The sequence below is a fragment of the Nostoc sp. DedSLP03 genome, from assembly GCF_034530815.1.
GTDB lineage: Bacteria > Cyanobacteriota > Cyanobacteriia > Cyanobacteriales > Nostocaceae > Nostoc.
In genome coordinates this window covers 25,652-41,975 of record NZ_JAVRCK010000083.1, presented here as the reverse complement: position 1 = coordinate 41,975, position 16,324 = coordinate 25,652, and the positions used below count along the sequence as shown (strand labels likewise).

The 16,324-nt window shown below is 40.4% G+C and carries 7 protein-coding genes; all 7 read right to left on the bottom strand.

Annotated elements, in window-relative coordinates; genetic code table 11:
- Positions 1-1,621 (bottom strand): condensation domain-containing protein (locus tag RM368_RS29740; protein WP_322697391.1); only part of this gene is annotated, 1,621 nt, incomplete at its 3' end.
- Between the two features lie 26 nt (positions 1,622-1,647).
- Positions 1,648-2,718, bottom strand: coding sequence for an HAD-IIIC family phosphatase (locus RM368_RS29735; protein WP_322697390.1), 1,071 nt, complete (start codon positions 2,716-2,718; stop codon positions 1,648-1,650).
- A gap of 3 nt (positions 2,719-2,721) precedes the next feature.
- Positions 2,722-3,906, bottom strand: a complete 1,185-nt coding sequence (locus RM368_RS29730; protein WP_322697389.1) for an acyl-CoA dehydrogenase family protein — start codon at positions 3,904-3,906, stop codon at positions 2,722-2,724.
- Positions 3,903-4,154, bottom strand: coding sequence for an acyl carrier protein (locus RM368_RS29725; protein ID WP_322697388.1), 252 nt, complete (start codon positions 4,152-4,154; stop codon positions 3,903-3,905). Before RM368_RS29725 ends, RM368_RS29730 begins: the two co-directional genes overlap by 4 nt.
- A gap of 17 nt (positions 4,155-4,171) precedes the next feature.
- Entirely contained in the window at positions 4,172-5,026 is an 855-nt protein-coding gene (locus RM368_RS29720) for a 3-hydroxyacyl-CoA dehydrogenase family protein (protein WP_322697387.1), read from the bottom strand.
- 64 nt (positions 5,027-5,090) lie between these two features.
- Positions 5,091-10,955, bottom strand: a complete 5,865-nt coding sequence (locus tag RM368_RS29715; RefSeq protein WP_322697386.1) for a polyketide synthase — start codon at positions 10,953-10,955, stop codon at positions 5,091-5,093.
- A complete protein-coding gene (locus RM368_RS29710; RefSeq protein WP_322697385.1) occupies positions 10,948-16,296 on the bottom strand; it encodes a non-ribosomal peptide synthetase in 5,349 nt (1,782 codons plus the stop codon). The genes RM368_RS29715 and RM368_RS29710 overlap by 8 nt, the downstream gene beginning before the upstream one ends.
- Between the last annotated feature and the right edge of the window lie 28 nt (positions 16,297-16,324).

The window sequence follows — 16,324 nt, the reverse complement described above, 5'->3', positions numbered from 1 at the left end:
TGGCTCTGGTGTTGAGTTCACAATAGGTTAACTGTTCATGTTCAAATACTACTGCTACGGCGTTCGGCGTTCTTTCTACCTGCGCTTCAAACAATTCATGGATGCATTTATTCTCAGAATAATTGGTAGTGGTATCATTCCACTTAACTAACAGAGTCTGCTGCTCTGCAATTGTCAACAGTGGCAAATCTGATAAGCGCTGATCTGGATCGGTAACAATACCTTCTAGCAAATTAGTAAAATGCCCGATCATTCGGTCAATAGTGGCAGCATCAAACAGGTCGGTATTGTACTCCCAAAACCCCCAAAGTTGTGACTTGGCGTCCACCACAGACAGCGTTAAATCAAACTTAGCTGTTTCACTGTGGTTGTGAAGCCATTTGAGAGTCAAACCAGGCAGTTCCAAATCTTTTTTGCTATCTTCCTGCAAAACAAACATGACTTGAAACAGGGGTGTATGACTGAGATTCCGCTCAGGATGCAGTTCTCCCACCACTCGCTCGAAAGGTATATCAGTATGAGCATAAGCACCCACGCATACTTCACGCACTCGACCAAGCAATTCTAGAAAACTTGGGTTCCCAGAAAGGTCAGTACGCAGTACAAGGGTGTTGACAAAAAAACCAATTAATCCTTGAATATCAGGATGGTTGCGGTTAGCTATTGGGGAGCCAACGCAAATGTCTTCTTGATTTGTATAACGGTATAGTTGCGCCTGAAATGCCGTTAATAGGGTCATAAACAGGGTGACACCTTGCTGGTTGCTTAAAGACTTAAGCATACTAGTCAAGGGTGCTGATAGCTGAAAAGAGGCGATCGCTCCTCTGAAGCTTTGTACTGGCGATCGAGGACGTTCTGTAGGAAGGGACAAAGTGCTTGGAACATTTGCAAGTTGCTGCTTCCAATAGGAAAGTTGAGTTTTTTCTCGCTCACCTTGCAGCCACTGACGTTGCCAAATAGAAAAGTCTACATACTGGATGGGCAATTCTGAGAGTGGGGAGGGTTTTCCGGCAGAAAAAGCTGTGTATAATGTTGTTAATTCCTGGGTAAAAATTTGTACTGACCAACCATCACAGACAATATGGTGGATGGCGAATAAAAGTAGATGTTCCTCTTCGCTTGTCTGCAATAACGCCCCTCGCAGTAAAGGGCCCGATGCTAAGTCAAAGGGTTTTTTGACTATATCAGTAGTCAGTCGTTTAAGCTCAGATGCTTGCAATGCTGTTGGTAGTTCGCTCAAGTTCACCACTGGCAGGGTTACAGTTAAAGTGGAATTAATCACTTGAACTGGTTGCCCTTCCAACAATTCAAAGGTGGTACGCAGAGATTCATGCCGTCTGACAATCTCATTGATACTCTCCCTTAGCGCCACCAAATTCAACACACCTTTTAGGTGTATATTTACTAATTCGTTATAAGCAGAACTTTCTGGTTCTAGCTGCTGAAAAAGCCATAACCGTTGTTGAGGAAAGGAGAGAGAAACAGGATTCTGTTGAGAACGTTGAGCAATAACTATTGATGGAGTATCAGATTCACCCCGTAAACGCTTTTCTAAAATTGCTTGTTTAGCTGGTGAAAGCTGAGAACGTCGTTTAGATATATCATCTTTTTTGATATTCATAAAAATTAAAATTAAAACTAATTTACTTAATCAATTGCCTGAAATTTCACATATAAAGGTACTGGTTGAATTCGAGTTAAATCATTTTCAAAAGTTACTAAATCATCACTCTTTGCAATTTCCTTAAAATTTGCAAATTTATAAGCAATGTACATCATCCGATTGCGATTATTTGGCACAAACTCTGCAAGAAGCCGGACATTGTTGTTTTGTGCTAAACTCATAACATAGTTCAACATGATTGTGCCGACTCCTCTAGACATGACGCGACAAGACATCAGTAAGAGTTTTATTGTCCATAGGTTTGTTTGGCGCTCAATCAGAACTAGCCCTATTTGACCATAGCTTCCATACTTATCTTCTAAACTTGCAATTAGCAGTTTGTGGTTTTCCGACTGACAAAAATGACTTAGTTCGTTATAAGAGTAGGTGTAACCAGTTGTATTTAATTGATTAGTTCGGAGAGTTAATTCTTCTGCTCGCTGCAAATCCTCTTCTTTTGCAGAAGATATAGTGAAATTCATATTGAGAGTAGCTAAAAATTCCTCTGTTGTTCCTACAAAGTCTTTTTCTGCTTGCTGACGATTGATATCGCTAATATACATTAACCTTCTTATGCTAGAATCTTCCGTAATAAAACGGGGATTCATCACTGGCATATCTAAAATATGTGCTATTTTATCTGCGTTGATACAAAGGATATCTGGCAAAGAAAACTCGACTTCTTCTAGCTCAAATCTCTGATCGTCAATAAAGGCGATCGCATCAATACCAATATTAAGTGATTTAGCAATTTCTTGCAGAGAACTAACTTTAGAATTCCAATTAATCTGGGGATATAAAAAATACTCTTTTAAACCCAATTCTTCTAGTTTAGCTATAGCTGTAAACTCGTCATTTTTACTAGCGATAGATTGTAAAATACCACGACTATCTAAACTATAAATAATATTAGTTATCCCTTCTCGCAAACAAACTTTTTCATCCTCCAATAAAATTCCATGCCATAGTGTATTATCTAGATCCCAAACTACACATTTGATAATTTTTTTATCTTCTTGTTGGAGATTTGTAAGTTGGCTTGTACTACTAATCATATTTTAAATCCTCTCTGCCAATTTCTTGACCATGATATTAGGTAAGGTTGATACAAAATACTCCTGATAACCTGACTCAGCGATAGTAATTTCTTGAATTTGAGTGCTACCTTCGATGATTTCCATAATTTTAGAATCTCGTAAGTACCTTTCAACTGGGTACTCACTACTACATCCATTACCACCATGAATTTGTACAGCATCATTTGCTACTTTTGTAGCTGTTATGGAAGCAAAGTATTTAGCAATTGAAGTCTCTATAATAGAGTTAGGATCGTTAATATCTTTGAGATAACCAGCTTGATAACATAGCAATCTTGCTGCTTTCACATTGGCTATCATCTGAGTGATCATTTGCCGAATTAATTGATGCTCTTTCAGATAAACACCAAACTGTTTTCGCTCGCTTGTGTACTTAATACAAGCTTCTAGACAAGCTTGGGTAATACCGACACAACCCCAGGCCACACTATATCTACCGTAATCAAGTGCGGTGGCAGCAACGTAAGAAAACCCAAAGCCTAATTTACCAACTAAATTTTCTTGAGGAATTTGACAATTATTAAACTGCAATTCTGCTGACATTGAAGCCCTAACACCTAAAATGCCAGACATTGGTTTAATTGAAAATCCTGGACTATTTTTTTCAACTAAAAAGGCAGTAGGTTTATCTTCACATTTGGCAAATACCAAAAATACATCTGCTATTTGTCCATAGGTAATCCATTTCTTTTGCCCGTTTAAGATATAAGCATCTCCAGTAAGTGTTGCTGTTGTTTCTACACTTTTAGCGTCGCTACCTACATTCGGTTCACTTAATGCAAAAGCGGCTATAATTTCACCAGATGCTAACTTGGGAAGCCAATATTCTTTCTGAGACTTACTACCCCATTTACATAAAGCATGAGCAACCATGTTATGAACTGTCAGCAAACTCCGTACAGAAGAACATCCCCGGCCAATTTCTTCGTTGAGAATACCATAGGTAATCATGTCCATTCCCTGACCACCAAATGCTTCGGGTAATATGGCACCTAAAAAGCCATGTTGAGCTAATTTTTTAATAATTTCTGGCGGGGTAAATTCATTGCGATCGCATTCACTTGCATGAGGGCATATTTCCTCATTGGCAAATGCTCTAAATTCAGATTGATATTTTTTTTGTTGAGCAGATAATTCTAGTTTCATCTCGGCGCTAGCACAGGATTTTTTCGTTCAATTAAGTTGCCAATAGAGTTGATAGTTTTAAAATTATCAAACTCCAAATCTTCATTTTCAACAGTAATTTGAAACTCTTGCTCTATAAATAAAACAAGTTGCATGGCAAACATTGAATTCACAAAACCCAGAGCAAAAATATCTTCGTCTGACTGTAAGTCGTGATTACCAAAAAACCGCGAAAGGAATGTTTTTATTTTAGTTTTTATTTCGTTCATTTTTGTACATCTCCTATTTATTGATAAACGTAAAATCCTTTCCCACTTTTCTTACCATGCAATCCTGCATCCACCATTTTCTTCAGTAAAGTACATGGTCTGTATTTGCTATCATTAAAGCTTTCATACAAAACTTCAATTGAAAATAAAATGGTATCTAGTCCAATCAAATCTGCTGTTTCCAAAGGTCCCATTTTGTGACCAAAGCAAGTTTTAAATATTTTGTCAATATCTTCTGCTGTCGAAACTTGGTCTTGCAACAGAAAAACAGCTTCGTTAATGGTTAACATCAACACACGATTAGAAACAAAACCCGGTGAATCATTGACGATTATGCATTCTTTACCAATCTGAGCCAGAAATTTTTTGCCTATTTCAATTGTTTCCTCAGAAGTATGAAACCCACGAATCATCTCCACCATCGACTTCATAGGTACAGGATTCATAAAGTGCATACCGATAACTTTCTCGGCACGTTTAGTAACTGAAGCAATACGGGTGATGGGAATCGCTGATGTGTTAGCCGCAAATACACTATCTGCTGGACAAATAGAATCTAGCAGTGAGTACACCTGTTTTTTAATATCCCACTTTTCAGTGACATTTTCAAGTACAAAATCTGCCTTTTCTAGAAATTTATAGTTTGTCGAAAACTCAATTCGCTTGAGGACAGTATCTGGAGTTTCTGTAGTTTCACTTTTTTTGAAAAAACCCTGAAAGCGGATATTATTCCTAATTTCATGTTTAGCCTTATCCAGGATATATTCAGAAATATCTACTAGAATGACTTGATGACCTGTTTGAGCGAGGTTTTGTGCAACCCCTACTCCCATAACTCCTGCTCCAACTACGCCTACTGTTTGAATGTTCATAAATAATCCTGAAAGCGAATATTTTTTCTGGTTTTACGTTAAGCTTTTCAAAATTAAAATTAGCTTAAGCTTCAGATAATTTTTCTAATTCCTCTATGATGGTTTCTTCAATAACTACAGCCAATTCAGATACAGAGGGTGCTTCAAAGAGGGAACGAACAGATAGTTCTACCTGAAAGTTTTTACGAAGCTGAGAAATTAGTACGGTTCCTATTAAGGAGTCTCCTCCCAACTCAAAGAAGTTGTCATAAATGCCTATCTGCTCAATCCCTAGTAATTCTTGATAGATATCAGCAATCCTAGACTCACTCTCATTGGTAGGAGCAACATAAGCATTTCTCAGTTGGGGTCTTTGGTATATTGATTTAGATATGTTGGTCTTCTCTAGAACTTCTAAAGAAAATTTCTGCTCAACCTCAGTTAATAAATCCTGCGTTGATACAACTATCTGAGGCACCGTGCTACTGAACAGAATCCGTCTAAATGCTTCAATACCATCTTCTGATGTCATTGCTGGCGCAATCTCTTTTCCTGTTATAGCTCTATACTGTGTTTCAACAGCCACCGCTGTTCCTAAATTGCTCCATCTATCCCAGTCAATGGCTCTGGTAAATTTGCCGTATTTAGAGACACTGTAGTGAGCAAAGGCGTCAAGAAAGGCATTTTCAGCAATGTAGTCTACCATACCCGCTACAGGTTGAAATGTACTACTTGATGAACAGAGTACAAAGAAATCCAGTTTAGCATCCTTAAAGAGAGTATCGAGGATTCGTGTTCCCTTGACTTTCGGTGCAAAAGCATTTGCTGCTGCTGCTTTTGTTTTTAGTTGAATAAAACCTCCCCCTGGAACTACTGCGGCATGAATCACCCCATGAATCTCACCAAATCGATTATTGGCCTGAGCGATCGCTGCTGACATTTGTTCAAGGTTGGCAACATCGGCGCTGACTACCAATACCTCTGCACCCAATGCCTCGAGCGCTTGTAATTTTCGGATTTTATCGCTGATACTGTCGGATTCATCATGAGTGGATAGCCATTGCAACCACTCGTTGCGATCGGGAAAAGCTGAACGCCCAGTCAGTATCAGTTTTGCTTTTACGGTCTGTGCCAGATATTCAGCCAGCACTAGACCAATGCCTCCTAATCCACCTGTAATCAGATAGACTCCCCCTTCCCTTAAGCGTGGTTTTCCTTCAACAGTTTCATGCAGTCGGACTGGTTCAAAGGTCTGTACCCAGCGATGATTGCCACGGTAGGCGATAATCTGATCGGATGATTCAGTAGTGAGTTCTGTCAGTAACTGGTCTACTAGTTTATCCCCTTGCCAACTTTCTAGTTCGGGAATAACAACATCAATACTACGACAGTTTATATTTGGGTACTCTAGCGGAATAGTTTTACAGGGCCCAAGAACTAGTGCTTTCTCTGGAGACAGCACCTCTTCGCCTGTTAATTCCTGCATATTATTTGAAACAATGCCAATTTCAAGGGAATCTGCAAGATTTTGTTCTCCAATTGCCTGAGCTAGAAACAGCAGACTGTAAAAGTCTAAATCTTGAGAGTCTACCGATTCAAGTCCTAATTCTGTGCGATCCGGCGGTGTCACGCTCCATAAATAAACAATTGTTTTTGGGGTCAACTCCAGGGCACAAAGTTCTTTGAGCAGCGTATCGTAGTCATCCCGTTGTTGAGGATTGATCGTGTATACGTGTTGATCGAGTCCATCTGTAGAAGATTGGCTCTCGCTACTAAATTGCTCTCCCATCTTGACAGTAATAACATTCTGCTTCTCAAGTTTGAGTCGCTTCACTACTTGAGAACCCAAGCCACACTCATCGACAAAGACTAACCAACAACTGGCCTGAGTCAGTTTCAAAGGCTGGGGCGGCATTGAACGTTTCCAGGATGGGATATAGAACCAGTCAGCAATGTCCCGCTTTTCATGCGACAAGACTTGAGGCATCTTGTTAACATCTTTTTGATCGACTAAAGCTGTAAATGCTGCTGGTGCTGATAATGCTACTGACGAAGAAGCCTGAGCAACAAAGACATGTTCCCCAAAGGCTTCAAATTCAGAGAAAGCTGCCACCTGAATAAAACCAGAGGAGTTTAGTTCTTCCTGCCACTGCTCTTTTGATAAAAATGGATTAGCCATGTTACGGCTGCCTTTTTCATCTTCTATGGGATTCATGATTAGAGCATCAATCATGTCCGACTCTGGTCTAGGTTGAGTGATCTCCCATAGGAGTAAGAAGCCTCCAGGAGCTAATAAAGATTGAACATGTTGAAGGGTTTCTTTGATGTTGCGGGCTATATGCAATACATTGACAGCTACGACAACATCAAAACTGTGGCTATTGTATCCCTGCTCTTGAGGCGATCGCTCAATGTCTAGTAAGCCATATTGGACAAAAGGATAGGCACTAAACTTATTTTTGGCTTCTTTGACAAAAAAACCACCCACATCGGTAAAAGTATAGTTTGTTTGCTGGGATGCTAACACAGGTAATAATTCCACCGTGGCGATCCCAGTTCCACCGCCGATTTCTAAAATTTTTAGGTTCACGTCTGGTGGTAAAGTCATTGCCAGCTTTTCCACCATTGCCCGCATAATCCCTCTTAAATAAACCTCAGAGGGCAAGTATTGTCGAGAAATTTCTCCTTGCTTAACTAATGTAGCAACATGCAACTCTAATGGTTCTTTTTGACCAGTAAGCACAGCTACCAGATTTTCACCAAATATCTGGATCAGATTTATATTTTGAGGTGTATCTGTCCATCTGATTCTGACTTCTTCTAGAAGAGTGTCGATCTGATCTGTTGACGATGGTAAAAAGTTTGTAAATAGACCCTCCTCTTGCTGCAACTGACCTTGCTCTACCAGTACTTCCAGCCATCTACACAACAATTCACGATATTTAGGAATAATAGAACATTGCTCAAATAATTCCTCAATAGAATACTTTTTGGTTAAATTGCTAAATGCACCTAAACGCTTCAGGGCAAGACTCATGTAAGCAGTACATAAACGATCTAACCATTGTTTGTTTGCTCGATAAGCTCGATCGTCAAATTTTAAGCTGCCTTGAATCGCTTGCATCTGAGCAGCGTCTACCAGAGATATCCAAAGCTCAGATGCTGTTGGTCTTGGGTCGAACTGTCTGGGTAAGGGTGATGGTTTTTGTGGTTCAATCCAGTAACTTTGGCGCTCAAAGGGATAAGTTGGTAAGGGAAGGCGGTGACGGCGCTCCGCAGCATAAAAGCCTGACCAATCAATTTGGACTCCTGAGAGCCACAACTGACCTAATGTCTTAAGCAAGAAAGCCAAATCTGACTGTCGCTCGTAGGAATGCCGGAGTGAGGGTAGTACAACTCGATCTATATAAGAGCCGTTATCCAAACACTGTAAAGCTAAACTGCTCAATGTCTGTCCCGATCCAACCTCTAAAAGAATCGGATTTTGTTTTTTCCACAATTGTTGAACTCCATCTGCAAAACGCACAGTTTCGCATAGATGCCTTGTCCAGTATGTGGGATCTGTAGCTTCGGCTACTGTAATCCAAGTTCCAGTGACATTAGATAAATAGGGAATTTTGGGTGGATGGAGGGTGACAGTTTTTACCAAGTCGATGAAGGGTTGTGCGATCGCATCCATCATTTTTGAATGAAAGGCATGGGAAGTTTGCAAACGCCGACAGGCTAATCCCCTTTGAGCTAACTTGCTTTCTAATTCATCCACAGCTTCTATGACTCCAGCAACCACACACTGTTGTGAACTGTTGATTGCTGACAAAGAAAGGTTCTCACTCAACAGAGGATACACCTCTTCTTCCGAAAGGGGCATAGCCAACATTGCCCCAATTGGTAATTCCTGAATCATTTGCGCTCTTTTGGCGACGAGAGTCAGAGCGTCTTCAATAGACAACACCCCTGCTAGCGTAGCCGCGACATATTCACCAATGCTGTAGCCAATCATTGCCGCAGGACGAATTCCCCATTTTATCCACAACTGGGCCAAGGCGTACTCAATCACAAAAACAGCTGGCTGAGTGAGATGAGTTTGATTGAGTTTTTCAGTAGCTACATCTGCTTGTTCTGCCCCACGACCTAACATTTTTCGCAAATCTAGCCCAGCAGCAAGAGGGTTTTGTTTTTGCTGAGTGTCATTCTCACTGTTTCTATTGGGATATATGACATCTCGCAAATCTTGACCAAGAAGCGGTTTGAGAAATTCACAACAGTAGTCAATTTGTTGCTGAAATATCGGTTCAACGTGGTAAAGTTCACCAGCCATGTTGACATATTGAGTACCAAGCCCTGGAAACATGAAGGCTAGAGGACGTTCTTCAGTTTCTGGAACACTGGTAAGTAAGCGCTTTGGATCTTCAAGTGCAGCGATCGCATCTGCAATATCTTGACAAACAACTGTCTGCCGATGCTCAAAAGCTTGTCGTCCACACTGTAATGTATAAGCAACATCTGCAAGCTTTAAATCAGGGTGCTGTTTGAGGAAATCTGCAAGATTGACAGTAGCACTTTTTAATGCTGAGTCTGTTTTGGCTGAAAGTACTAATAATTGCCACGGACGAGAAGGGCTAGATTCTGGAAGTGTCGGGGCTTCTTCCAAAATTACGTGAGCATTAGTTCCACCTATACCCAAAGAACTCACACCAGCACGGCGAGGAGTATGAGTAGTTTTCCATTCTCTCAGCTTGGTGTTGACGTAAAAAGGACTGTTGGCAAAATCAATTTCAGGATTGGGTTCTTCAAAATTTAAGCTGGGGGGTATTTGTTGATGTTTGAGAGCCAAAACAGTTTTGATTAAACTTGTAACCCCTGCTGCTGCGTCCAAATGACCAATATTCGTTTTGACTGAACCAATTGCACAAAATCCCTTTTTATCGGTACTTTCACGAAAAACGTTAGTTAAAGCAGATATTTCAATGGGATCGCCTAAGACAGTGCCCGAACCGTGAGTTTCTATATAGCTAATGGTTTCAGGTTCCATGCCAGCCAAAGCCAGTGCTTCCGCTACTACATTTGCTTGTCCGTTAACGCTTGGGGCTGTATAACCAACTTTACCAAAACCATCATTATTGATGGCACTACCTTTAATCACAGCATAGATATTGTCACCATCTGCGATCGCGTCAGCTAACCGCTTTAAAACCACTATTCCGACACCATTACCAATAATCGTTCCTTTTGCTTTGGCATCAAAGGCGCGACAGTGACCGTCAGGTGATAAGATTCCCCCTTCTTGATACAAATACCCTGTTTTTTGGGGAATGCGAACAGATACTCCACCAGCCAAAGCCATATCGCATTGATAATTCAATAAGCTTTGACAAGCTAAAGAAGTTGCAACCAAAGAAGTAGAACAAGCTGTTTGTACCGTCAAACTTGGGCCAGTGAGATTTAATTTATAGGAAACACGAGTAGCAAGGAAATCTTTATCATTACCGATCATTTTTTGGAACGTGTTCACTGCCCCAATTTGATCGCGGTTTAAATTAAATGATTGATAATTATTTAAACTAGCACCAGCATAAACACCAATTCTACTTTCACAGCGTTGGGAAGCATAACCAGCATTTTCTAATGCTTCCCAAGCACACTCTAAAAACAACCGATGCTGCGGATCTGTAATTTCTGCTTCTTTAGGATTAAAGCCAAAGAATGAGGCATCAAATAAATCGATATTTTCTAATATTGCTCCAACTTTTAAATAATTAGGATTTTTGAGCAGTTCCGGTGAAACTCCAAAGGCAATTAACTCTTCATTTGTAAACGCAGAAGTTGACTCAACTCCATCACATAAATTCTGCCAAAAACTGGAAATATTCTTTGCACCAGGAAAGCGCCCAGTCATCCCAATAACAGCAATACCTTCTTCTAAGATATGATAATTTGTAGTGTTATTCATAATTTTTTTTCCCTTGTTTGCTCAATAACTGCCTTTGGCGGTTGATAGCCTCAATTTGCTTTTGAGCGCGATCGCGTGTTCCTGCAAAAGAAAGCTGTCGCTGTTGACTTAGATATTGCGCCAGTGAGTAAATAGTTGGGTTCTGAAACATGGTGACAACTGAGATATCTCGCTGCAAAATTGCACGCAGTTTATGATTAAGCTGAATCATCAGTAGTGAATGCCCACCAAGGTCAAAGAAATTATCATGAATACCCACTTTATCTAGATGTAGAACCTCTTGCCAAAGCTTTGCTATCTGCTGTTCCATTTCCGACTGAGGTACTTCATAGGTAGTCGTCAATGTTGGACGCAAGGCTTCTGGTACAGGTAAAGCACGGCGATCTACTTTTCCGTTAGGCAAAAGTGGTAAGGTATCTAAAAAGATAAAAACACCAGGAACCATATATTCAGGTAACAGTTCTTTGAGATAGCTTCGCAGTTCAGTAATTGTGGGTGTTTGGTCTATTAAAAGAACTATATAAGCCACCAATTGTTGAACACGTGGTTTATCTTCTCGCGCCAAAACTACAATTTCCCGCACTGCTGGATTTTTGAGAAATGCATTCTCAATTTCACCTAACTCAATCCGAAATCCTCTAATCTTGACCTGATGATCGATTCGCCCCAAGTACTCTAAATTCCTATCTGGTAGATAACGAGCTAAATCTCCAGTTTTATATAGTCGTGATTCAAGTTTATTATTGAACGGATTAGATATAAACCGCTCTTTTGTTAACTCTGGTCTGTTTAAATAGCCTCTAGCTAAACCAGCACCACCGATATAAATTTCTCCTGGTACACCAATTGGTACTGGTTGCAACTTAGTATCAAGCAGATAAATTTGTGTATTGGCAATGGGACTACCGATAGTTACATTGCTATCCCTATTTACTTGAGCAAATGTGGAATAGGTTGTATCTTCAGAGGGACCGTAAAGATTCAAAACTTTCTGAATCTGATCGTTTTGATAAATCTGCTGTACAAGTTGATTTTGCAGTGGTTCACCAGCAAGATTAACCGTCCTGACTGAAGGAGGTAAACCATCTACTTGCAGTAATTCTGCAATGATGCTTGGGACTGTATTAACCAAGCTGACGTCAGCAACCAACGAGGGTAAGTGCAAAGCATTCTCTACGAGAATCACTCTACCACCCCAACTGAGGGGAGCAAACAGTTCAAATACTGACAAATCAAAGCAAATGGAGGTTGATGCTAAAACTCCTGCAAGGTCATCATCTGTAAATACCTCTCTTGACCATGTTAAGAAAGCAACACAACTTTGATGCTCTATAGCAACACCTTTTGGTATACCTGTAGAACCAGAAGTATAAATGACATAAGCTAGGCTATTAGGTTGTACTTTACTAAACAGATTGTCTCTACTCTGTTGGCTAAGTAATTGTGAATCTCTATCGATACAGACAATATGCACATTCGATTTAGCAAACAATTCAACTAGATGGCTTTGAGTCAGCAGTACCTTGGTTTGACTGTCTTCTACCATGAAAGTTAAGCGTTCCTGGGGATAGGCTGGGTCTAGGGGTACATAAGCCCCGCCAGCTTTTAAAATAGCCAACAATGCAATCAACATTTCTGGGCTGCGCTTCATGCAGACACCTACAATTACTTCTGGCTTCACCCCTAGTTTTTGTAAATAATGTGCTAATTTATTCGCTTGGTCGTTTAACTCCTGGTAGGTTAATTTTTGATTTTCAAATATGACGGCAATGTCAGATGGTGTTTTCTCTACCTGTGCCTCAAACAATTCATGAATGCATTTATCTTGTGGGTAGTCTGTCTTGGTATTATTCCACTCAACTAATAACTGCTCTAGTTCCGATGGTGTGAGTAATTGCAAGTCTGAAATGCGTTGTTGGGGATCGCTAACTATGCTTCCCAATAAAGTCTGGAAATGCTCCAGCATTCGAGTAACAGTATCTGCATTAAATAAATCGGTGTTGTACTCGCAAGTTGCAACCAAACCTTGCTCAGAATCCTCCATGAACAATGTCAAATCAAACTTAGATGTCCCGTTGTAATCTTCTTTATAAGTAACTGATACATCCGATAGGTTTAGACTGGGTTTTGGAACATTTTGGAGAACAAACATCACTTGAAACAGGGGATTGTAACTCAAATCTCTATTTGGCTGGAGTTCTTCTACTAACTTCTCAAAAGGTAAGTCTTGATGAATGTATGCTTCTAAAGCTGTTGACTTCACCCGCGCTAGTAACTTCTGAAAACTCAGGTCGCCAGATAAGTCTGTACGCAACACCAAAACATTGACAAAAAATCCGATTAATGATTCAACTTCTGCTCTATTCCGATTGGCGATTGGCGAACCTACTACAATATCAGTCTGACCTGTATAGCGATACAGCAAGGTTTTGAAGGCTGTCAGCAAGGTCATAAACAGAGTTACTCCCGAATGACGGCTCAAATTCTTTAACTCTTTTGTCAGAGTTTGAGAAAGAATTAATTTTGCTTGAGCGCCTTTGAATGTTTGAACTGGCGATCGCGCCCGGTCTATTGGTAAATTCAGTACAGGTAGCTCACCTTGCAACTTTTGTTTCCAATAAGTCAATAAGGGTTGAATGCGTTCAAAACCGAGCCATTGTCGTTGCCAATTGACAAAATCTCTATACTGAATGGGTAATTCAGGAAGTGGTGATTTGTCCCTGGAGAATGCTTCATATAATGCAGCTAGTTCTTTAATGAGAATACCGATAGACCAACCATCTGCAATTATATGATGCAGAGTGACTAACAATTGATAATTTTTATCATTTAATTTTAAAATTTTAATCCGCAAAAGCGATTGAGCAGATAAGTCAAATGGCTGTTGTGCAAATTCTATAGTTAAACGTTGTGCTTCTTGAGCGCGTTCCTTATCAGAAAGAGAACGCAAATCTTCAACCGCCAAAGTTAAAGGTGGCGCTTGATTTATAACTTGGGCTGGTTGTCCATCAACCACTACAAAGCTTGTCCGTAATACTTCGTGTCGTCTGATAATTTCGTTAAGACTATCTTGTAAGACTGTTAAATCAATGCAACCTTTGAAGTTAATAACTATAGGAATGTTATATATAGGACTATCGGGAGTTAACTGATTGATAAACCATAATCCTTGCTGGGCAAAAGATAGAGGCTGAATGGATGTATTTTTCTCTGGTTGGGTAAGAGATATTGATGGTAGTGCATCTGTTGTCATTTGAGCGACGATCTTTGTAGCTAGCGCGAGCGTACTCATCCCTTCAAACAAGTCTGCTACCGATACTTCTACTTCTAAATCAACCTCAATCCGGTTTTTCAACTCAAATACTTTTAAAGAATCAAGTCCTAGAGTGCTTAATGGTTCTTCAGAACTGATATCATCGGGTGCAATTGAAAGTAATCCTGCCAAGAGTTCAATTAAATAAGATTCTAGAAGCGGTTGACACTCCCTTGGGGAAAGTGCCAAAAGTTCAGAACGCTGTAATTGAATTTCATTTCTGGTAATATCAATAATCTTGAGAATATCACTGACAACTACATTCAGTTCGCCATTGTGAAATTGAGTGCGAGTTGTACGTCGTTGAATCTTACCGCTGGAAGTTTTGGGGATACTACCTGGTTTTATCAAAACCACTGCATAAACTTGTACTTCATGCTCTTCAGTCACCGCTTGACGAATTGCAGAGATTACTTCTTCTAAATTTGGCTTGGCGCGAAACTCTAATTCTTGTACAACTACTAGTTTTTCTTCGTTATTAACTTCTATTGTAAATGCTGCATTCCCACCATAACGCAAGGATGGATGACTAGATTCTGCGGTTAATTCGATATCTTGGGGGTAAAGATTGCGACCACGAATAATAATTAAATCTTTAGCTCGACCTGTAATGAAGACTTCTCCATTGTGCAAAAAGCCTAAGTCCCCAGTCCGTAAAAAATGATCCGAACCTCGTCCCGCTTTGCTATTTTGATGCGTGGATTGCTGTAATATTGTGTCTTTGAGATAAGCGTGGAATGTTTGCTCTGTTTCTTCTTTCCGATTCCAATAACCCTGACCAACACTCGGCCCAGATACCCAGATTTCGCCAACTTCTGCTGATGAACAGGGAATTAATGTTTCCGGATTGACAATGAGAATCTGCTGTTGAGGAATGCTTTCACCGCAACTGACAAAGCTTTGGATATCTTGACTCTGGGCAGTTGCTTCAACTATCTGGTTCTGTGAAAGTGCAGATTTCTCTACAGTTGTTATTTGGGCTAAGGCTGTTTTGACCCCACCAGAAACGATCAAAGTTGCTTCTGCCATACCGTAACAGGGGTAAAATGCTTCTGAACGGAAGCCACACTCTGCAAAGGTGGTTGCAAATTGCTCAAGAGTATCTTGTCGGACTGGTTCAGCACCGTTAAACGCGACACTCCAACTACTTAAGTCAAGAGTTTCTTTTTGTTCTTTAGTAATCCTTTGAACACACAGTTCATAAGCAAAGTTGGGGCCACCGCTCGTTGTACCTTTGTAGCGGGAAATCGCCTGTAACCAGCGGTAAGGTCGTTGCAGAAAAGATGTTGGCGACATTAAGATGCAGCTAAACCCGCCATATAAAGGTTGCAAAATCCCACCAATCAATCCCATATCATGGTAAACAGGTAGCCACGAAACAAACTTACTGCTGGGTGAATGTTCCATCATTTGGTAAGTTACAGCAGCATTGTGCAGCAGGTTACCATGACTGAGCATGACTCCCTTTGGTGTGCCTGTAGAACCTGATGTGTATTGCAGAAAGGCTAGGGTATCGGCATTTATTGTCGGTTCTTGCCAAGAATCTTCTATACCTTGGGCGATGTTGTCAGTTGTCAGCCAGTGAAAATTCCCCTGTTTTGTTGCGGGTGTAAGTATTGATTCTAATGTGGGGAGCATTGCTGTGGTGGTGAGAGCAATACTTGCCTGTGCATCTATACTAATAGCTTGTATTCTGGGCGTTTTACGTTGATTGCGAGGTGGATAAGCTGGAACTGCCACTACTCCAGCATATAGACAACCAAAAAATGCTATTAGGTAATCGAGTCCTGGAGGATACAGTAATATGGCACGTTCTCCACTCAAACCAAGAGCTTGGAGTTGAGCTGCTACAGCCCGACTGCGCCGATCTAATTCATGGTAAGTCAGCGTTAATTCCTCAGTCTCTCCATCTTCAAGGAAAGTGAACGCTTGTGTGTGCTGCATCTTGAAACTGCGATCGCGCAGAATATCAACGATAGTCGCATACTGAGGGGGAATTTGTTGAAAATTATTGAGAATTTCAGTCATTATTATGCCTTAGTTAATCAGATGCAGG

What these genes read in the sequence shown, in the direction of transcription:
- RM368_RS29735 (WP_322697390.1), bottom strand. Translation starts at nt 2,718, where the DNA reads ATGATTAGTAGTACAAGCCAACTTACAAATCTCCAACAAGAAGATAAA.
- RM368_RS29730 (WP_322697389.1), bottom strand. Translation starts at nt 3,906, where the DNA reads ATGAAACTAGAATTATCTGCTCAACAAAAAAAATATCAATCTGAATTT.
- RM368_RS29725 (WP_322697388.1), bottom strand. Translation starts at nt 4,154, where the DNA reads ATGAACGAAATAAAAACTAAAATAAAAACATTCCTTTCGCGGTTTTTT.
- RM368_RS29720 (WP_322697387.1), bottom strand. Translation starts at nt 5,026, where the DNA reads ATGAACATTCAAACAGTAGGCGTAGTTGGAGCAGGAGTTATGGGAGTA.
- RM368_RS29715 (WP_322697386.1), bottom strand. Translation starts at nt 10,955, where the DNA reads ATGAATAACACTACAAATTATCATATCTTAGAAGAAGGTATTGCTGTT.
- RM368_RS29710 (WP_322697385.1), bottom strand. Translation starts at nt 16,296, where the DNA reads ATGACTGAAATTCTCAATAATTTTCAACAAATTCCCCCTCAGTATGCG.